Annotated in this window: 16 protein-coding genes and 2 pseudogenes; 9 read left to right on the top strand and 9 right to left on the bottom strand. The window is 66.4% G+C overall.

What is annotated here, in order from left to right; translation table 11 throughout:
* On the bottom strand, positions 1–987 hold the full coding sequence (locus ACFVS6_RS14215; protein WP_389703666.1) for a Ku protein: 987 nt from the start codon (positions 985–987) through the stop codon (positions 1–3).
* A 157-nt stretch (positions 988–1144) separates the two neighbouring features.
* On the opposite strand from ACFVS6_RS14215, the gene ACFVS6_RS14210 reads away from it, so the two are divergent.
* Together ACFVS6_RS14210 and ACFVS6_RS14205 are read left to right on the top strand one after the other, a co-directional pair.
* Positions 1145–1504: a hypothetical protein gene (locus tag ACFVS6_RS14210; RefSeq protein WP_389703664.1), complete on the top strand. Its 360-nt coding sequence runs from the start codon at positions 1145–1147 to the stop codon at positions 1502–1504.
* A gap of 6 nt (positions 1505–1510) precedes the next feature.
* Positions 1511–1861, top strand: a complete 351-nt coding sequence (locus tag ACFVS6_RS14205) for a DUF6233 domain-containing protein (protein WP_389703662.1) — start codon at positions 1511–1513, stop codon at positions 1859–1861.
* A 115-nt stretch (positions 1862–1976) separates the two neighbouring features.
* Here the strand turns inward: ACFVS6_RS14205 and ACFVS6_RS14200 are convergent.
* The 7 genes and pseudogenes from ACFVS6_RS14200 to ACFVS6_RS14170 all read right to left on the bottom strand — a co-directional run.
* A pseudogene (locus ACFVS6_RS14200) lies at positions 1977–2300 on the bottom strand (hypothetical protein); the annotation flags it as partial.
* 166 nt (positions 2301–2466) lie between these two features.
* The gene (locus ACFVS6_RS14195; RefSeq protein WP_389703660.1) at positions 2467–2691 is read right to left on the bottom strand and encodes a hypothetical protein; all 225 of its coding nucleotides are present in this window, start codon (positions 2689–2691) and stop codon (positions 2467–2469) included.
* Positions 2676–8159 carry a DUF6531 domain-containing protein gene (locus ACFVS6_RS14190; protein WP_389703659.1) on the bottom strand — a complete coding sequence of 1828 codons (5484 nt, stop codon included), beginning with the start codon at positions 8157–8159 and terminating at the stop codon, positions 2676–2678. Before ACFVS6_RS14190 ends, ACFVS6_RS14195 begins: the two co-directional genes overlap by 16 nt.
* Positions 8160–8841: 682 nt before the next feature.
* Positions 8842–9816, bottom strand: coding sequence for a bile acid:sodium symporter (locus tag ACFVS6_RS14185; RefSeq protein ID WP_389703861.1), 975 nt, complete (start codon positions 9814–9816; stop codon positions 8842–8844).
* 130 nt (positions 9817–9946) lie between these two features.
* On the bottom strand, positions 9947–10258 hold the full coding sequence (locus ACFVS6_RS14180) for a hypothetical protein (protein WP_389703658.1): 312 nt from the start codon (positions 10256–10258) through the stop codon (positions 9947–9949).
* The gene (locus tag ACFVS6_RS14175; protein ID WP_389703656.1) at positions 10255–10443 is read right to left on the bottom strand and encodes a hypothetical protein; all 189 of its coding nucleotides are present in this window, start codon (positions 10441–10443) and stop codon (positions 10255–10257) included. The genes ACFVS6_RS14180 and ACFVS6_RS14175 overlap by 4 nt, the downstream gene beginning before the upstream one ends.
* An 18-nt stretch (positions 10444–10461) precedes the next feature.
* Positions 10462–11031, bottom strand: coding sequence for a heavy metal-responsive transcriptional regulator (locus tag ACFVS6_RS14170; RefSeq protein WP_389703655.1), 570 nt, complete (start codon positions 11029–11031; stop codon positions 10462–10464).
* A gap of 105 nt (positions 11032–11136) precedes the next feature.
* Between ACFVS6_RS14170 and ACFVS6_RS14165 the strand changes: the two genes are divergently transcribed.
* The 7 genes and pseudogenes from ACFVS6_RS14165 (at position 11137) to ACFVS6_RS14135 (ending at position 18100) form a co-directional block, all read left to right on the top strand.
* On the top strand, positions 11137–11472 hold the full coding sequence (locus tag ACFVS6_RS14165; RefSeq protein WP_389703654.1) for an ArsR/SmtB family transcription factor: 336 nt from the start codon (positions 11137–11139) through the stop codon (positions 11470–11472).
* Positions 11472–12191, top strand: coding sequence for a cation transporter (locus ACFVS6_RS14160; protein ID WP_389703652.1), 720 nt, complete (start codon positions 11472–11474; stop codon positions 12189–12191). The genes ACFVS6_RS14165 and ACFVS6_RS14160 overlap by 1 nt, the downstream gene beginning before the upstream one ends.
* A gap of 100 nt (positions 12192–12291) precedes the next feature.
* A pseudogene (locus ACFVS6_RS14155) lies at positions 12292–12660 on the top strand (TSUP family transporter); the annotation flags it as partial.
* Positions 12661–13498: 838 nt separating this feature from the next.
* On the top strand, positions 13499–14602 hold the full coding sequence (locus ACFVS6_RS14150; protein WP_389703650.1) for a bifunctional DNA primase/polymerase: 1104 nt from the start codon (positions 13499–13501) through the stop codon (positions 14600–14602).
* Positions 14599–16116, top strand: a complete 1518-nt coding sequence (locus ACFVS6_RS14145; protein WP_389703648.1) for a phage/plasmid primase, P4 family — start codon at positions 14599–14601, stop codon at positions 16114–16116. Before ACFVS6_RS14150 ends, ACFVS6_RS14145 begins: the two co-directional genes overlap by 4 nt.
* Positions 16113–16487, top strand: a complete 375-nt coding sequence (locus ACFVS6_RS14140) for a DUF6009 family protein (protein WP_388903258.1) — start codon at positions 16113–16115, stop codon at positions 16485–16487. Before ACFVS6_RS14145 ends, ACFVS6_RS14140 begins: the two co-directional genes overlap by 4 nt.
* A gap of 809 nt (positions 16488–17296) precedes the next feature.
* Complete coding sequence (locus ACFVS6_RS14135) at positions 17297–18100, top strand: ATP-grasp domain-containing protein (RefSeq protein ID WP_389703646.1); 804 nt, start codon at positions 17297–17299, stop codon at positions 18098–18100.
* 54 nt (positions 18101–18154) lie between these two features.
* Here ACFVS6_RS14135 and ACFVS6_RS14130 read toward each other — a convergent pair whose 3' ends face one another.
* Positions 18155–19138: a phosphotransferase family protein gene (locus ACFVS6_RS14130; protein ID WP_389703644.1), complete on the bottom strand. Its 984-nt coding sequence runs from the start codon at positions 19136–19138 to the stop codon at positions 18155–18157.
* Between the last annotated feature and the right edge of the window lie 365 nt (positions 19139–19503).

Genomic DNA, 19503 nt, shown 5'->3' with positions numbered 1-19503 from the left:
TCATGTGCGGGAGAGGGCCTTCACCAGGTCCTCGCGGGTCATGTTCGAGCGGCCGGGAAGGTGGGCGGCGGCCGCCTTCTTGTAGAGGTCGGCCTTCGACAAGCCCTCCAGGTCCTGCTTGGGGGTGGATCGGATCCGCTTCTTCACCGTCGGCTTCTTCGCGCCGGTGGTCGTGCCGGATGCGGTGGCCTTGCCCCCGGTGGCCTTGGAAGTCCCCGGGCGTTCGACGCTGGCCCGCAGGGCTTCCATGAGGTCGATGACACCGGTCGGCTCGGCGGCCGGCTCGGCCTTCTCGACGGTCTCGCCGGCCTTCTTGGCCTCGATGAGGGCGGCGACCTTCTCCTGGAACGTGTCGTGGAAGGCGCCCGGGTCCCAGTCCATGCTCAGGGCGCCGATGAGCTGTTCGGCCATCTTCAGCTCCTGGGCCGATGCCCTGGTCTTGCCGGGCAGGCCGTCGATCTCCTCTTTCGGGTCTCGTAGCTCGTCGGCCCAGTGCAGGGTGTGGAGGGTCAGGAGTCCGTTCTCGGCCTTGAGGGCGACGAGGTACTCGTGCTGGCGCATGACGAAGGTGGCGATTCCGGCCTTGTCGGTCTTGGTGAGGGCCTGTTCGAGGAGGCTGTAGAGCTTGCCGAACCCCTTGCCGCGGGGGCCGAGGTAGTACGTCTTGTCGAAGAAGATCGGATCCACGTCCGCCAGGTCGACGAACCCTTGGATCTCCAGCGTCTGCGAGCGGCCTGGGGCGATCTCGTCGAGCTCCTGCGGCTCGACCAGGACGTACTCGCCGCCGGTGTCGTAGCCCTTGACGATGTCGTTGAGCTCGACCTCCTTGCCGGTACGTTCGTTGACCCGGCGGTTGCGGATCCGGTCGGAGGTGCCCCGCTGCAGTTGATGGAAGTGGATCGTGTGGCTGTCCGTGGCCGTGTAGAGGCCCACCGGCAGGCTGACCAGCCCGAACGACAGATTCCCGGCCCACACCGGACGCGCCACGACCGCCACCTCCTCCACCGGCCCCTCTTCCAGGACACGGCCCCTGCACGCTCCCCACCACCCGACCAGCAGCGGGCCCCGAGGCGCGGTCGTTGAACGGGTCGCCAACCGGAGCGTCGACTTCCCAATTGGATTCGAACAGATTTACGATTCAATGGTGACCGACATCAGCTCCTTCCCCGACGACCTCCTCCAGCTCCAGGAGCGCCTCCACCACGCTCACGCCGAACACCGTGCCTACCTCGTCGGCCTTCCCTGGAGCGTGGAACCCCTGACCGGGTGGGCGCGGAGTGAGCGGTTCTCCCACCGCGGCGACGTTCCCGACAGTCCCGGCTGGAGCGACGAGCAGAAGGAGACCGTCGACCGGGTGTGGGACGAGATTCGGGAACTATCGATCACGGTCGTCGACCACCCTCGCTGGGCGACGGTGGCCCGCGAGGAGATGGTGGCCGCACGGATGCGGCTGAAGAAGCAGACCCACCCGATCGCACCCGGCGACGTGACCGAGGCGGCGTAGCCCGCCATGCAGGTCCCCCTCCTGCCCCTGCCCCCGGCCCTGGACCAGCTCCTGGTCATACGCCGCTGGTTGGAGCTCACCCTGGCCCGCGTCGACGAGCGCATCGGCGCCGTGCGGGAACTGGAAGAGGAGCGGGCCCGGCGGCGGCCGCTGCCGGAACCGCCGCGCTGGTGGATCGAGTACGGCATCGGCGTCTCCCGCCGCCCCGACCGCGTCCACACCGGCGAATGCCGCATCACCAGCCGCGGCAAGCCGGCCACCCGCGAAACCATCATCGAGGTCCTGCGGACCGTTCCCTCGGTGATCGCGTGCCTACTGTGCCGCCCCGCCAGCGAACTGGGCCTCCTCGACAGATGATCAAGTACGCCTTCGTCTCGCGTCACGGGGCCTGGCGTCGTCGCGGCTACAGGTGGGCCAGGTGCTCGCGTACGGGGTCGGCGAGTTCGGCGTAGAAGTCGGTGAGGTCCTGGGCCTAAAGGATCTGGGCGCACACGGTCAGTAGACCGGTGCGGGCCTCTGGCCGGTCCAAGACGGGGGCGAGCTCGGTGCGGATGCGGGCGGCCGTGGCGGGGGTGAGCAGTGGCCGGACGTATGCCACACCCGTGGCTAGGACTCTGCCGACATCGTGGCAGCGTGCTGGGTGGCGGTTCTTCGACCCCGGCGGCCTTCCGGGGCCGGGACGGGTCGGTTTCGGTGCACCGGCTGGGGTGCCGGTCTTCGCGCGCAGGTTCCTGAACCCGCGACGGACCCGGGCAGGGGTGAGTCTGTTCGGTTCCGCCGGCCGCTCCCACGGCCGATGGGGGTGTGTCCGGTGCGGCGGATCTCGAGGAAGCGGGAGACGGCGAGGTCGAGGTGGAGGGGCAGGCCGGTGCGTGACGACATCATGGGAAACGGGAAACTGGTGTGGCCCGGACCGTTCCGCAGCCCGGGCTACACCAGTCTTACCGCGCATCGAACTCAGTTCAGGCAGAGTCCGGCTTCGGAATGGCATTGAGGAATGGTCGCCCATGCTCGCGCATCTGCTGAAGAACTTGGGTGTACTCGTCCTCATCCTCGATAAGGAGCGCCATCTGGGATTGGTAGTTGTAGACGGTACCGCCAGACTTCGTCAGGATAACTACCCACCCTTCTTCGGATCCATCCCACAAGTAGTCGTAGGTCTCGTCGGTGGTCACCAGGGTTGCCATTCCGAAAACTCCGAAGTGCCATTTTTCGTGAAGGTCGTCACAACTCCACCAGATCCTACAGGAATGATCTTCGACGAGCGCATAGGCGATCCTGCCATTTCGAACAGCTCCAGCAGAGCCTTGTCCGCGTCACTGGCTGACGGGGTCCCCCTCGGATGCGTGTGATAAACCAGAATGCTGTCGGCGGTGACGGGCACCTTCACTCTGGCGACCTGACCCGAATAGAGCGTGTACTGCCCGCCCCTCCCTCCACGGCCAGGCCCCAGCTCGTAGACAACGGCAAACTCCACGTCGTGCTTGACGGTCATGTTCTCCAGCTCGGTGACAGTCGGACGCCGATCGATCTTGACTCCTGCAGAGCCAGGAAGTCCTTCCCCCCTGCGTGCTCCGTACAAGAGTCTAGTGACCGGGCCCTCGGCAGCGACTGCGCTTGGGTTCGCCGCCGTCCCCCGGCTCCATATTCCCCTGACTCCGTTCCAGGCTGGGCCGATGAGACTGCTGCCCGCTCCGCCTGTGGCGCCGATGAGGAGGTCCGAGGGGTCGGTCGGGCGGCAGTAGGCTTCGTTGACGGCGTAGGAGAAGCCGGCTCCGACGCCTGCGTTGACGGCGGTGGAGGTGGCGAGTGCTCGTCCGCCGGTCAGTCCGAACCCGCGGGCAGCGACGTTGCCCGCTCCGGGCATGAGAAGCCCGGCCACTCCGCCGACAACTGCGCCCCGGCCTGCGGCCCTGCCGAGTCCAGAGGCGGTGAAGCCGCCGTTGCGGTGTTGCCAGGTGTAGATCCCTCCTTCGACCACCGCCCCGAAGGCCGCTCCAATGCCGGCGCTGACGCACAGGGGGCATGCGCCGGAAGGGTCGGACTGGTTGACAGGGTCGTTGTTGGCGTAAGCGTAGGTGGAGGTGTTCGTCGGCTGGGCTGTATCGGGTCGTGGGTCCGGGGTGGTGAAGCGGCCCGTCTTGGCGTCGTAACTGCGCGCTGGGAGTTGGGTACGGCCCGTGAGGAAGGGGTCCTTGATCGTGCCGTTGTAGCCGAAGGAGCTTCGTTGCTGGGTGCCGCCGCCGGCCGTGCCGATGACATTGCCCCACGTGCCGTAGCTGTACTTGTACGTGTCGACGTTGTTCAGGTCACGGACCGCGGTGATGGAGTTCTGGCGGTCGTGGAGATAGAAGAAGCTTGAGGTGCTCGTGTCGAGGGACTGCGGCTCGCCGAGGGGGCCGTAGTGGTAGTCGCTGAGCAGGGCGCCGGTGGCGCTCAGATCGGTGGCGGCCCGGGGAATGGGAGTGTTGACATCCCACTGGGTGGAGCGCTGGAGCGCCCCGTTCTTCTTGGTGGCGGTGCGATTGCCGTCGGCGTCATAGGCGAAGGTGAAGGTGTCGGCGCCGACGGTGTTGGACTTGACCCGGCCCAACGCATCGTAGGTGTAGGTGCCGGCAACGTCCTTCACCTGATTGCCATCGGCGTCATAGGTGAAGTCAGTAGTTGCGCCACCGGTTGTTGAGCGGGTCAGCTGATCAGCGACATCGTAGATATTGGTTGTGGTGGTGGCACCCGTTGTGGCTGTGAGGCGGTTTCCGACCTTGTCGTAGGTATAGCTCTCTCCACTCGTGCCCGGCAGGCAGGAGACGTTGGTTGCAACGTCGCTGCAGGCTCGCGTGACGCGGCCGGTGTTGTCGTACTCGTAGCGCTTGGGGTAGCCGGTGGTGGTTGCGTCCCGGTACTGCTCCGCGGTAACGCGGCCTGAACCGTCTCGGGTGAACTGACGCACGCCGGCGCCTTCGCTGATGGAGGCCATGCGCCCGGCCTGGTCGTAGGTGCGACTCTCGGTGGTGGCCGGCGTGGTCGGGACGACCGTGGTCAGCAGGTTGCCCGCTTGGTCCCAGCCGTAGGTTGTCGTCCGTCCGTTTTGCGTCTGAGCCGTAATGCGGCCGTCAGCATCGTAGGCGTATGAGGTGGCCCGCCCGTTGGGGTATGTACGGCTACTGACTAAACCGTTGGCACCATAGGTGTACTTGAATGGGTTCGCGGAACCAGGCGCGCTGATGGTCAGCGGTCGTCCTGTCTTGTCGTACGTGATGCTCCGGGTTCCCGTTGCGTCAGTGATCGTGGTGGGCTGGCCAGCGTTGTCGTAGGCGTAGGAAACCTTCGGCGTGCCATCCGAATAGGTGCTCGAGGTCAGCAGGTTTCGGCTGTCGTAGAGGCTCGTGATTGTTTGGCCTCGGGCGTTCGTGACCTTGTCGCGGTTGCCGTCCACGTCGTAGCTGTACTGCGTGACTCGGTTCAGCGGGTCAGTGACCTTGGTAAGGCGCCCGGTCTTGTCGTACTCGTATGCCGTGGTGCGCTGGTTGGCGTCGGTACGGGTAGCGAGGTTCCCGCTGCTGTGGAAGGTCATCTTGGTGACGCCACCGTCAGGTGCATTCGTTTGCACCATCCGGTTCAACTCGTCGTATGTGTAGCTGGTCTTCTTGCCCTGGGGGTCGTTTCGTTCGATGAGGTTGTTGAGAGCGTCGTAGGCGTTGGTGATGCTGTTGCCTAGCGGGTCCGTCTCACTGATGGCGTTGCCGGCGGCGTCGTAGCCTGTGCGCCAGGTAAACCGGGCAGGGTCGGCGCCAGTCAAGTTGCCACGTGGCTCGGTCCGGGCTACCGGTCGCCCGTCGACATCGTAGGAGTACGTCGCCTTGAAGCCGAGCGGAGACGTCTCAGTGATTCGGTTTCCGTCGCTGTCATACGTATAGGTGAGCGTATTTCCGTTCGGATCCTTGACAGCGGTCATTTGATTTGCTGCGTTGTAGGTGTAGACGGTCTTCTTACCGAGGGCGTCGGTGGTCTCAACTAAGTTATCTGCGCCGTCATACCTGGAAAGTGCGATGTTTCCAATCGGGTCAGTCATGGAAATGGGACGGTTTTCCTTGTCGTAGGAAGTGAGCCTCACGTTGCCAGCAGGGTCTGTACTGCTGATTCGGTTTCCAACCTTGTCGTAGACGTACTTCCAGGTGAACCTTGCGGGATCAGCGCCGGCGACGTTACCGCGGGGGGCCGTCAAGGTGATCAGTCGGCCCGCCTTGTCGTACGTATAGGTCGTCTTGGCTCCGGCAGCGTCAGTGCGCGAGCTCAGCTGCCCCATATTGTTGTACGTGAACCATTCGGTGGCGCCGCCCGGGCTCTTCGTGGAAGTCCGTCGATTCGCGAGATCGTACGTATGTTCAGTAATGCGGCCGGCGGGGTCCGTGACTGTGTGAAGGTTTCCTGATGCGTCGTAGGAATTTAGCGTTGCGCCACCCTTCGGGTCTACGACGGAAATGATCCGATCAGCACTGTCATAGACATACGCAGTGGTGTACTGCGCCGGATTCACGCCAGGAGCGTTTCCTCTGGGATCGGTGACAGTCCGCAGGCGTCCAGAGGGGTCGAAGGTCCGAGTCTCCCTGCCACCTGAGGCCGTAGTTACTGAAGTTTGATTTCCGTCCGCGTCGTACTCGAATACAGTGCTGCCACCGGCTGGTCGGGTCACTGACTTGATCTGTCCAGCGGCTGTGTATGTGTAGCGGGTCAAGCTGCCCAGGGGGTCGCGAGTTTCCGTGAGACGCCGCCCAGTATCGGTCCTGAAGGACCACTGCCCTTCGCCCCGGCCCAGCAAGCTGATTACACCGTCGGATCCGTACGAATAGCGCGATGACGTGTGAGGGCCTTGCGCCTCGACAGGCCGCCCCGCCGAATCAAAGGCTGTAACGAAACGACTTCCTAACGGATCGACTACCGCCACTCGATCCAATTTGAAGCTGTACTCGAAGGAGGTTTTATTTCCGAATGGATCGTATTGCGCTTGCAGAACGTTCTTCGCGTGAACGTCTGTCCATATACCGCCGTCAGGCATTGTCACATCGGTGGCATCACCATTATAGGAGAAAGTGATCTTTCCCTTAAGGAGGCCTATGGTTTGCTCAATCACCCGGCCGGCACCATCGTAGACATTCTGAATGGCTTCGCCGCCCTGTGTGACACTTTGGATTCGGCCGCTTGAGTCGTAGTTGTAGTCTACTTTCCTTCCATCGAGCCCTATGAAAGATGTAAGTCTGCCACCGCTGTAGCGATAGGACACCTTCCGGCCGTCCCACAGCGTTACATCGGTCAGCAGATTCTCGGCATATGAGAAACTTGCCTTTCGTCCCAAGTCCGTGCGCAGGGATGTAAGGCGGCCTGCCGTATAGTCGTAAGTCACCTTTCGCTGTTGCTTATCCACCCGCTGGGCGAGGTTTCCAGCGGCATCGAAAGCGAGGGTTTCCCCTGCCCGCGACGTGAGTTCATACCCTCCAGCAACCTTTCGCAGTCCGGAATCAACTCCTGCGGGAGCGGTAAATTGACCATCGGGATTTCGAGTGAATAGGTACTCGGATCCATTTTCAGATTCGAATACTAAGCTTCCGTCGCTCTGGGCCCGCAGGTGAGAGTCCCAGGAGCCGGACCACCCAATACCAAGGGCCCCTACGTGAGGGTTGTTGGAAGAGTAGTCGCGGGAGATATCGACAGGAAACCCTCCCGGGATGCTCAGATCTGTACTGTGCTGGGAGAACGCTCCGGTTGAAGTGTTGACGCCAGCTCCATGCGAACCAGAGCATCTTGACGCGCTGGCCGCATTTCCGCCACACTTGGAACCTAAGGTCTGGCCGGTCGGAAGCTCAGGAAATGCACTTCCAACGAGATAGCTACCATCAACTAATCCCCATCGTACATAATTCCCACCATTGTCGAAATCCTGCACCGATATGGTGGTCGTGAAGTTCATCGAGCGCTGGTAAGGCTTGGGTCTCGGTTGCGCCTCATTTTCCTTCACCAAATCAGAACACATGCTCTCGCGATAGGTGAGGGAATGCGTAACCGGAATGCCTCCACTTTCAATGCTGGGCGCGGTAATTGATATTGGATCCGAGTAGAATATCTGCTGCTTGGAGGTCGGATCCCCATCGAGTGCGCAAGCCCAAGCGAACTTGAAACTAACGTTCTGCGGATATGAGGGAATACCTATACCGACGGGCACCGAAGTGATGAAGTACTTCAGCGTCAGCTGCTCCCCATCCTTCGGCACGTAGCGAGGTACCACAGGATCCCTGTTACTCTGCGCTGCCCGCAGCCGCCCGGAGGAATCCCAGATTTCTGCACGCCCGACCCCAGCCCTGTACTTTAATTCGTCTGCGGAGGACTTGCCGACCGGTTTCGGTTTTCCGGGGACGGGTTCCTGAACATCAAGGCGAATTGGATACGAGGCCGCGAAATTGTCTTCGCTGACTTGTTTTCTCCGCTGCTGGAGAGTCATTGGTTGCTGAGGTGGTGGCGCAATGGTGAAATCGACCCTTTGGGTTCTTTCGATCGCGCGCACGGGCTGCTGATCGGCGAACGCTCCGGTTGTGGCGCCTAGCAGGATTGACAAAATCAATCCTATGGTCAGCCCGATGCATGGGTGTGGAAATCTCGTCACTCGGCGGTCTCCTTGGTTTCGCCAAACCCACGGTTCTTGTCGAGAGGAACACTTCACCAGAGGCGCTGCGAAGCGAAGATGAATCTCGTGGAATGTCTTATTCCTGACCCGAGTTGACCATCAAGCCCTTCTTGACGATGCTTCGGTGTTCGGCGGCTCGTGCGTTCCCTGGCGGCCGCTCTTCCAGAAGGGTGACTCCTTTGCAAATTGTTTGCAGAGCCTCGGCGCGCTTTGCTCCTGAGGTTGTTCCATTTTCTGGACCCGATCGACGACGCGATCGGACGCAGGCAGCCCCGCACGCGCTCCACGACCTGATGACTCCTGAGTTATTCGGTGGGCTTGGCCGTCCAATCGTTGTCCAGGAGCCGTTCGTTCCGCGGCGCGCGCACCCAGACCCGCTCTTCGGGTAGCTCCACCATGTCTTCTGCAGACCATTCCGATGCGCCCGGAGAACGACCTTCTGGTCCCCGGTCAGCAACTTCCGGATGGAGACCGGCACCGGCTCGAAAGTGAGGGACCGTTGCAGGGCCTCCACCGTAGGTGCCAGTGCTGTGACCTTGACTGATAGCTGGCCAGCCCGGGCCGCAGACATGGTGGTGTCCCAACCGCGTTGATTCGTAGATGGCCAGAGATTTGACGTCGACCTGGCCAACGCGGGCTTCCATCGGGGTGATGCCTGTGGTCAGGAGGCGATGGGAACGCCGTCATCGCGTTCAGTGCGGGCGGGAATCAGGCGGGGGACGAGGCGGACGTAGGCGACCATGCCCAGCACTTCGAACAGGGTCTGGGTGACCACGGCCACCGAGGCGACGGCGAGCGAATCGGGCAGGGCCAGGGCCAGGGGTAGGACGACGAGGGAGTTGCGGGTCGCGCCGGTGAAGACGATCGCCCGCCCTGCGGGGGCGTCGAGGCGGAACAAGCGGGCCACGGCCTTCCCAGCGAACGCCATGACGACGAGGAACAGCACGTAGAACGGGACGACGGCGGCAACGTCGCCGAGGCTGTCGCCGAGCTTGGGGACCTGGGAGGCCACCACGGTCAGCAGGGTCGCGGCCATCAGCGAGACCATCGTGGTGGTCGCCGCGGCGGAGACCTTCTGCCCGGCGGGCCGGCGGCTGGCCCACGCCTGGAGCGCCCAGGCGAGGGCCAGCGCGATGACGATCAGGATCAGGAACGCCTCGAGGAATGGTCCGACTTCGACGATGTCGGCGAGCTCCGAGCCCATGAACAGGTAGAGGAACCCCGGCAGCAGCAGCATCTGCACGACGAGCAGGACCGGGGTGGCGGCCAGCAGGCGGCGGCTGGAGCCGCCAGCCAGACCGGAGAAGACGATGACGTAGTCCACGCACGGGCACAGCAGCACCAGTAGGACGCCCAGGCGCACGGCCTGGTCGGCCGGCAGGAAGGTGAACATCGCGGCGACGACCAGCGGCACCACCACGAAGTTGACCACCACAGCGGCCGACAGGAACCGGCCGTCGCGCAGCGACCGGAGCAGTTCGGCGGCGGGGACCTGGAGGAAGGTGACGAACAGCAGCGCGCCGAGGACCGGGTTGATCGCGTGCTCCAGCCCCGGGCCGAGGCCGGGGGCCGCCCAGCCGAGCAGTCCGCCAGCGGCGAGTGCCGCCAGGTAGATCGCGACCTGGTGGTGTTCCATCCGCTCGACCAGGCCCTGCGGTCCCTGCTGCGACACCCGAACTGCTCCTCCGTACGGTGCCGACCGCCCAACGGCGGCCGGACGCTCCATGCTCACAGATCCCCGTGCGGGGTCTGATCGGCGGTTTTGTTCAGTGCGCGGTCTTGCCGCCCTCCGGCGGCGGGCCGAGGGTCGGCATGCCGAGGTCGGCCTGGGCCGGGGCGGTGCGGCAAGCCGTCGTACGGCGCCGGTGCCGTACGACCAGGACGCCGAGTCCGGCGGCCACGGCCAGCACCGCGAGGGCGGGCATCCACAGCGCGCCGATCGCGGAGGTGACGCCGATGCCGCCGAGGACGGCCAGGACCGGGCCCGCGCAGCACACCGCGCAGGCGGCGACCGCGGCCGCGCCGGCGCCGAGCGTGCCCCAGGTGCGGGACGGGCGGGGAGAGGACGGGGTGGTCATGCGGGTGCTCCAAAGAGGTCGGCCAGCATTCCGGCGGCGGACTTGGGTGCCCGTACCTCCAGCTGGAGCGTGGTCGGGGCCAGGTGGAGGGTGAAGTCGAAGAACGCGCAGCAGCCCTGTTCGGCCGCGGCGAGCGCCGCGAGTTCGCCGGCGAGGTCGGCGCCGGCGGGGAAGGACAGCCGCATCCCGTCGGGGATCGTCTCTCAGTGCTCGGCTTTGCCGACCAGGGCTCGCCACTGCTCGGTGCGCTCGCCCAGCTCGGCGCCGCCGAGGGTGCAGGCGACCGGGACGTCCCGCCACGGTTCGGACGTGGCCTGGGCGGGGCGGGTCGGGGACAGCTCGATCGACACTGGCCCGGCCGCCGGGGTGCCGGTCGTGGTGCAGCCGCAGTCCGGGCCGCACGCCCCGGCCGGAGCCGGGCCCGAGAGCTCGGCGTGGACGCCGGCCAGGTGCGAGGAGAAGGCTCGCAGCTCGGCGATGCGGCCGTCCGTCTCGGTGATCCGGCCGGCGACCAGGGGCAGCATCCGCGCCCGCACCGACGCGCACACCCCCTCCTCGCGGACGTCGAGGAGGTCGCGGATCCCCTCCAGGGCCAGGCCCAGCAGCTTGGCCGAGGATATGAAGGCCAGGCGCTCCACCGCGTCCTCGCCGTACATCCGGTAACCAGACGGCGTGCGGTCGGCGGGCAGCAGCCCGGCGTCCTCGTAGAAGCGCAGCGTCGTGGCCGGAACGCCGGAGCGCTCGGCCAGCTGCGAGATGCGGTAGGTCGTCACACCGCCGACGGTAAACCTTCGACCCGACTCGAAGGTCAAGCCGCGACCCACACGTCCCAATCATTCAAGATTCCCTGAATTCAGGAAGCGCTGTATTGTCGTGGGGTGCTGACCGTTGCTTCCGATATCGACGTGCTGGCCCGCTTCGGCCGCGCGCTCGCCGATCCGATCCGCTGCCGCATCCTGCTCGCCCTGCGACAGGAGCCGGCCTACCCCGCCGACCTCGCCGACACGCTCGGTGTCTCCCGCACCCGGCTGTCCAACCACCTGGCCTGCCTGCGGGACTGCGGCCTCGTCGTCACCGTGCCCGACGGGCGCCGCACCCGCTACGAGCTCGCCGACGAACGCCTCGGCCACGCCTTGGACCACCTCCTGGCAGCGGTGGTCGCGGTCGAGTCCGACCAGACCTGCCCGGACGCCGCCACGAAGGACTGTTGCTGATGAGCGCGATGTCCCTCGGGCCGTCCCCGGCCCGCCGCGACGTGCTCGCCAAGCGAATACGGCTGTTGGTCACCGGGACGATCACCTACAACGTGATCGAAGCGATCGTCGCGCTGACCGCGGGCACTATGGCCTCCTCGACCGCGCTGATCGGCTTCGGTCTCGACTCGATCATCGAGGTCTCCTCCGCCGCCGCGGTCGCCTGGCAGTTCTCCGCCCGCGACCACGCCCTGCGCGAGGCCCGTGAGAAGACCACGCTGCGGATCATCGCTGTCTCCTTCTTCGCGCTCGCCGCGTACGTCTCATTCGACGCCGTCCGCGCGCTGGCCGGCACAGGCGAGGCCGACCGCTCGATCCCCGGCATCGTCATCGCCGCCCTATCGCTGGCGATCATGCCGTTCCTCTCCGCCGCCCAGCGCCGCGCCGGCCGCGAGCTCGGCTCCGCCTCCGCGGTCGCCGACTCCAAGCAGACCCTCCTGTGCACGTACCTGTCCGCTGTTCTCCTGGTCGGCCTGATCCTCAACGCCACTCTCGGTTGGTCCTGGGCGGATCCCATCGCCGCCCTGGTCATCGCCGCGATCGCCGTCAAGGAAGGCCGCGACGCCTGGCAGGGCAAGGGCTGTTGCGCACCCACCACCCGCGCCCCGGAGCCCTCCGGGGCCGTCGCGGTCGAGGCGGATGCGTGCGGCTGCGAGCCGGGCTGCTCCTTCTGCTCGTGAACATCTCGTTGCCACTTCGCGTTCTCCACGCCCGCTGCGTCGATACTGACCGGGCGATCGAAAAGCGGCGAGAGCAGTGGTGGAGTGGACGATCTGAGCCGGGTTCGCGGCAGGCCTGCTGACCGCTCCGGTCGGCGTGTCCGGGGCGGTCTTCCTCCTGCCCGTCCATATCAGCGTCCTCGGTGTGCCGAGTCCGGCGGTCACGCCGACGAGCCTGCTGTTCAATGTGGTGGCCGGGCCGGGCGCCTTGTGGCGTTACCGCCGCGACGGCGCTCTGCGCGGCGGACTGGCCCGGCGCCTCGTCGTATGGACACTGCCCGGTGTCATTGCCGGCGCCGCCATCCGCGTCTTCGCCCTCCCTGGCCCCGCCGTCTTCCGCATCCTGGTCGCCGCGTTCCTGCTGCCGCTCGGAACCTGGCTGTGCGCACGGGCGGAGTGGAAGGCTTTCACCCGGCCGCGCCGAAAACCGCAAAAGCCAAGATGAAAATCCTCCTCACGTGCGCGAAGGGCTCGGCCAGGGGCCCTGGCCGAGCGCCTGGGCGTCTCCCGCCGCACGGTGGAGCGCTACCGCGTCGGAGCCCTGACGATCCCGCAGAAGCGGCTCCAAGCCGCCCTAGTGGAGGAGGCGAACGGGAATACAGGCCCGCGGTCACTGTGATCGATATAGCTCGCTGATCGGTGGCCGAAGCGCGTTTCACCGGGACGGTGATGGCCACCGGTCGAGGGCCTGCCGGATCGCGGGCAGCGCCTTCCGCTGCCTGAATGTCCCTCAGGGAAAGCGCCACGAGACGCAGCGGGATGATCTCTCCCGTAGTCGGCGTCCTACCTTCGCAGCGCCTGCCCCGTCCTCCCGTTCAACCAAGTGCTGGACCCTACGTGGGCACCTGCTGGCCAGCGGGATGTGAGGGGCAGCGACCCTGCTGAAGTTCGGTAGCTGGCTTGAGTCGCTCAAAGAACCAGCAGGTCAGAGGCATGTACTCACCAGAACAGCGACTGAAGCGACTGAACCTCAGGTATATGACGACATTCCTGTGTGCGCGTGTGCGTCATATATAGGAGGCTTCAGTCGCTTCAGTCGCTGTCGATTGCATTGAAGGGTTCTGACCTGCGGTTTCTTCAGCAGCGGCTGAAGCGACTGAAGCGTGCTCAGTCGCTCGGCAGCCGAGTTCGGTCGCTCAGCAGGCCTTTTTGGCCGGCAGGCACGACACGCCGGAAAGGTGCGTGCGAAGGACTGCCCCCGCGCCCCGGCCGCTTTCGCTAGGCTGTGTCTGTTGTTGAGTCGCTTCAGTCGCTGTAAGGGGAAGTAGATGCCCGCTGAGCTGCGGTTTTCTCGCAGCGACTCAGGGCAGCCCACCCTTGAGCGCTCAGTCGCTGGTCTCCACCTGGCCCAGTGGTGCGCCAGCCGGGGCTGGCCCGTCCACCCGCTGGCCCCGGGCCGGAAGACCCCTGCCGCCAACTGTCGGGACTGCAGTACTCCTGGACACGTTCACACCGACTGCCCTTGCCACGCCGCCGGCCGTTGGTGTCACGGCTTCCACGCCGCCACCCTGGACTACGACCGCATCCGACAGTGGTGGGGAACCACACCAGGACTCGGCGTAGGAGTGGCCTGTGGTCCGGCGGCCCTGGTCGTCATCGACATCGACGCCCATCAGAGCGAGCCCCCGCAACGGGACAAAGCCCTTCCGGGAATCCCGATCGGCGAACACATCGACATCTCAGGCATTGCGACTGGCTACCACTCGCTCGCCGTACTCGCCGCACTCCGAGGCGAAGCCTCCCCGGCCGATGACATCTCCACCCTCCGCGTCCGGACGCCCTCGGGCGGCATGCACGTTTGGTACCGGGCCACCGACGGCCGCCGCTGGCAGTGCTCCACCGGCTCCGGCAAGCGCGGCCTCGCCTGGCAGGTCGACGTCCGAGCCCACGGCGGCTACATCATCGCCCCCGGAACCACCACCACCGCTGGTACGTACACGCCCGTCGGAAGCAGTCGACAACCCGGACCGCTCCCCGCCTGGCTCGCCCAGGAACTGCAGCGAACCGGACACCTCCCGGCCCCCCACATCCCCGCGCCCCGGCCGGTCCCACCGCGGGCCCGACAGGCCGTGCTCGCCGCTGGAGGGGGCCGGGACCAGACCTCTCGCCTCCTCACGGCCCTGCTGGCCGACGTCGCGGCCTGCGCCCAACTCCTGGAAGGCGCAGGGTTCACGGAGAAGCTGAACAGGGCCGCCTACACGCTCGGCGGACTTGCCGCGGCCGGGCACCTTGCCGAATCCGCAGCCGAGCAGGCTCTGCGCGAAACTGCGGAGGCGGCCCGCCCCGGCCAGGCACACCGCATCGACCAGATCATCCGCAGCGGCATGACCGCCGGCGCCAAGCGCCCCCTGCACCTCGGAGGCCGCCGGTGAGTCCCACGCCCGAAACCGACGACTTCCTCTTCGACTTCGACCCCGAAGCAGTCGCCGCGCAGATCCTCGCCCAGGCCCCGCCGGCTCCCCTGCCCTCACAGGCCGGTGAGCAAGTCCACCTCGATCACGCCACGCCCGCGGGTCTACTGCCGGACACCCTTAGCGACCGAGGCAACGCGAAACTGTTCGTCCGCCTCTACGCAGGCGACTACCGGCACGTGCCCGGACTCGGTTGGTACCGATGGGACACCACCCGCTGGCAGATCGACGAGGACGACACCGTCGTCTGGGCCGCCGGAGACCTCGCCGAGGCCATCGCGACCACAGACCCGCGCGGAATCCACAGCAACCAGGCACTGCAAAAGCACCGCCGCCGAGCTCTCAGCACCTCCGGCATGAACGCCATGCTCACCCAGGCCAAAGCCGCCCCAGGCATGGTCCTTCGAGCCGAACTCCTCGACGCGGACCCTTACGCCCTGTGCACCCCGGCCGGCATCGTCGACCTTCGCACCGGCCTGAGCCGTGCCCCGCAGTCCGACAAGGACTTCCACTCCCGTTCCACCTCCACCGGCCCCAAGTCGCAGCCCACCCCGCGCTGGAACCGCTTCCTCACCGACACCTTCGGCGACGACGCCGAAGGCAAGGAGATGATCGACTTCCTGCACCTGATGCTCGGCTACTCCATCACCGGCGACGTCGGCGCCCAGGTCATGCCCTTACTCTTCGGCTCAGGCAAGAACGGCAAGTCCGTCCTCCTGGACGTCCTCATGAAACTTCTGGGCGACTACGCCGACGCCGCCCCACCCGGTTTCCTGATGGCCCGAACCTTCGACGGCCACCCCACCGAACTCGCCGAACTCCACGGCCGCCGCGTCATCGTCTGCTCCGAGGTCAAACCCGGAGACAAATTCGACGAAGCCCGCGTCAAGCTCCTCACCGGCGGAGACCGGATCAAAGCCCGACGCATGCGACAGGACTTCTTCTCCTTCGCCCCCACCCACAAACTGTGGCTCATCGGAAACCACAGGCCCGAGGTAGGCACCGGAGGCTTCGCGTTCTGGCGCCGCATGCGCCTGGTCCCCTTCGAGAAAGTCGTCTCCGACGACCGGAAGATCGACAACCTGGCCGACATCCTCGTCACCGAAGAAGGACCCGGCATCCTCGCCTGGCTCATCGACGGCGCCCGCCGCTACCTCACAGGCGACAAGGACCTCACCGGACCCGCCCCCGTCCGCATCGCCACCAACGCGTACGCCGAGACCGAAGACCACACCGGCCGCTTCTTCGAGGAGTGCTGCACCTTCCACACCGACCACAAGGCCGAGCAGGCCCGCCTCTACAACGTCTACCGCACCTGGTGCCAGAATGAGGGAGCGCCCACCGTCTCCTCCCGCGCCTTCGCAGCACGGGCACGCGAACTCGTGGGCCTTGCCTCACCCAAAGAAATGATCTTGTCCAACTCCAAGAAGTACTACCCTGGCATCGGCTTGCTCGCAGAGGAGGAGAACGCGTGAGCTCCCTCATCTCCGACGACGAGATCCACCACGAAGTCGACCTCGTCTGGCTCGAGGACGTCACCGAACTCGACTACGTCCGCCAATCCCTCGACCGCCTCCCCACCCGCCGAGGCAAGCCCGCATACCACCGAGACGGACGCCTCGTCGGCTACGCACAACTCGACAGCAAGGCCAAACCCTCACGCTCCAGCGGCACCTTCCGCCGTCGCGTCTTCTGGCTCCTGCCCCACGACCGCGACACCGTGCCCGACGGCCTCTACGCCAGCGGCGCACCGGCCGAAGCCGTCGACCCGACCACCCTGGCAGCCGGCAGCAGAGGCCGAAAGACGGAACGCTCCGAACGCCCGGCTCAAGCCGCCGACGCCTGATTTACTGCGCTCCCCGTCGGCCGTCATCAAAAACGCCAGATGTATCGGACCTTGAGTCGCTTCAGTCGCTGAAAGTTGCGCCAGACAGCTCTGACCTGCGTCGATGAGACAGCGACTCAAGCCTTGGACCCACGCAAGGCCAGGATCAGCGCAGCGCCGGGTTCACCCTTTGTGGCCCCGAACGCCCACCGGGCGATTGGAAGCAGGGACATCCACTTCCGGACGGCCCTGGACGTGGCGTCTCCGTCGAGCCCGGACGGGTCCACGCAGGTTGATTCGCGTACCTTGAATTTTGAGTCGCTTCGGTCGCTGAAAGCCTCTTCATCGGTGCTTTGACCTGCACTTACGTGATAGCGACTGAGCGGTCCCGGGCGAGTCCGGCGTTGCTGCCGCAGGCACAGCGGCGGCGGGACCTCGCGGGGATCGTTTCCCGGCCTGGCACTCCTGTCAGGGTGCCGGGCCGAACCGGCGTCCATGGCGCTGGATGTTTGCGCCCGGGTCGTGGTGTGAGGCTTGCCGGAGAGCGATGACATTCCTGGGATTTCCCATCCGGTGCGGGGTGGCTTCCTAACGTCCACCAAGTGGATCGCCCGATGCCGACACCGAAACTGGTCGTTGCACTCCTCGCTGCTGGTGCCCGCGGTCTGTACGGCCGTCGCGCGGCAACCGATCCGGGGGTCGCGGCTGAGGCCGCGGTCGCTGCGAGCAGGACGAGGCCGCCGATGAGGAGGCCTGCGAAGCTCACCACATACGCAAGCGCGTCATCCACGGCGCCGTCGCCGCGGCCGTCCTGACCCTGACCGTCGGGTATGCGGCTCCCCGCCATCGTCAAGTCGGCGGATGCCGCCGGCTCCCAGGGCGTCACAGTCCTGGCTCGCCTCCAGGACGCCGACACGGCCTGGCGCCCCGCCTACGAGGCGCCAGGCAAATACGCGAGGTCGGCGGGCCGGACGGTGCTGCTCCAGCAGTACATCCCGGGGCGCGAGTACAGCGTGGAGTCATTCACCCAACACGGGCGGACCACCCACCTGGCCATCACCACCAAGACCACCACCCGCGGCACCCACCGGGTCGAACTCGCCCACACCCTGCCGACCCAGCTTCCACCCCCGCTGAAACAGGCCATCCATCAGGAGACGACGAAAGCGGTTCGCGCCGTCGGCATCCGCAACGGCGCCTCCCACACCGAGATCATCATCACCCCCACCGGCCGCCCGTACGTCATCGAGATCGCGGCCCGCATCGGCGCCGGCCACATCGGCGACCTCCTGCACCACGCCCTGGGCGTCAACCCCTGGACAGCCCTCCTGGACATCGCCCTCGGCCGCCCCGCCCACCTCACCCCCTCCCGCCACCACCACGCCACCGTCCGCTTCCTCACCAGCCCGACCGCGGGCCGCCTCACCGCCGTCACCGGCCTACCCCGACCCGGCCCCGACACCCCCCTCGTTCGCATCCGCGCCCGCCCCGGCGACCTGGTCGGACCCGCCCACACGAACGCCGGACGGCTCGGCAGCCTCATCGTCGTGACAGCCAACGCCGCCACCACCCAGACCCGCGCCGCCCAACTCTTCGACGACATCGACATTCACGTCGAACCCCAGCCCGCCTGAACACAGCGCAGGGCGCCACCCGGATCCGGGTGGCGCCCTGCGCTGTGTTCGTGGTCAGGTCAGCGCGGCGAGTTCCTCGGCCACCGCCCGGTAGGAGTCCTCCACGCCGGGCTCGTTGCCGAGCCGATGCCGCTCCAGCCGCAGCGCGCCGAGGTGGCGCACCTCGTACACACGCTTCCGCCACCGGGAGCCCTCGGTCTCGGCCGGACGGCCGTAGGAGTCGAAGAACGCCAGGCGGGCGTCCTGCTTGGCCCGGGCCATCCGCATCGTCCAGTCCGCCTCCGGATCGCCCCACCAGGTGCGGTCCATGTCCAGGACACCGCAGATCGTGGGGACCGGGGCGGCCGCGAGCATCGTGTTCACGGTCCACAGGTCCCCGGTCAGCAGCCGAGGCACCGCGACCTCGTCCAGAACCTGCGCGCCGGCCTGGGCGGCGTCGGTGGCCTTGCGCAGGTCGGCCGCGTCCAGGCCGCAGCTCTCGACGTCCTGGGCGATCAGGCGCAGGGACGTGACGACGGCCTCGCTCCAACGCGCGTGCCCCGGGCCGGTGATCGGGCCGAACCAGGGCCCGGCGACGGCGTGGACGGCCGCCGTGATCTCCCCCATCTGCCGGAAGAACGCCCCGTGCGTCTCCTTCGGGTACGACCCGAGCAGCTCGGGTGCCGGGGTGCCGGGTAGGAGGGACTGGATCATCCAGTCCCTCCCGATGACGGCCTGGGTGAAGTCGACCGCCAGGACCCGCGGCATCAGGTCCGCGATCGACGCGAGCCACGGAACCGACGCGTACTCCGCGCGCATCAGCTCCCGCTCTGAGTGGAACTGGCGGCCCGCTTCAGGGGCAACCCGCAGGACGACCGGCTCCTCGCGGCCGGCCATGTCGATGCGGTAGGTGGTGTTGTACATGCCGCCGCCCAGTTCCGTCGCGGAACGGACCTCGGCGGCGGGCCCGAAGGCGCGTCGGGCGACCGCCAGGATCTGGCGCTCGGTCAGACCCTGCTGAAAGGCGTTGGCGGACCGCTCGATGACGTGGAGTTCCACGGGACTTCCTTCCGGGCTGTGAGGACTTGGGGGAACGGGGCGGGGTTATTGGTTCAGGCCCTGCGGCTGCGGGGCTGGCCGTTGCGTTCCAGCACGACGCCGAGCTGCGAGGGCTGCATCGCGGCGGCGATGCCGATGGCCCGGCGGTTGGCGTTCGGGCTGGTGCCGTCGGTTGCCGGATGTGACGCTCACGGGACTGCGTCAGGTGGGTGATGATCCGGCTCAGCAGAACCGACGCTCTGCGTGAACTGGTCCAGGCGCAGGCCAGCACCACCGGCACGTGGCCCTGCACCAAGGCCGAGATCAGGGGACGCCACTTCCCCCGGAGCTCCCCGACCTGGAGCGCACTGCGGTAGCCGACGGCC

Source organism: Streptomyces sp. NPDC057939 (assembly GCF_042887545.1).
Lineage (GTDB): Bacteria > Actinomycetota > Actinomycetes > Streptomycetales > Streptomycetaceae > Streptomyces.
This window is presented reverse-complemented; position numbering and strand designations above follow the sequence as displayed.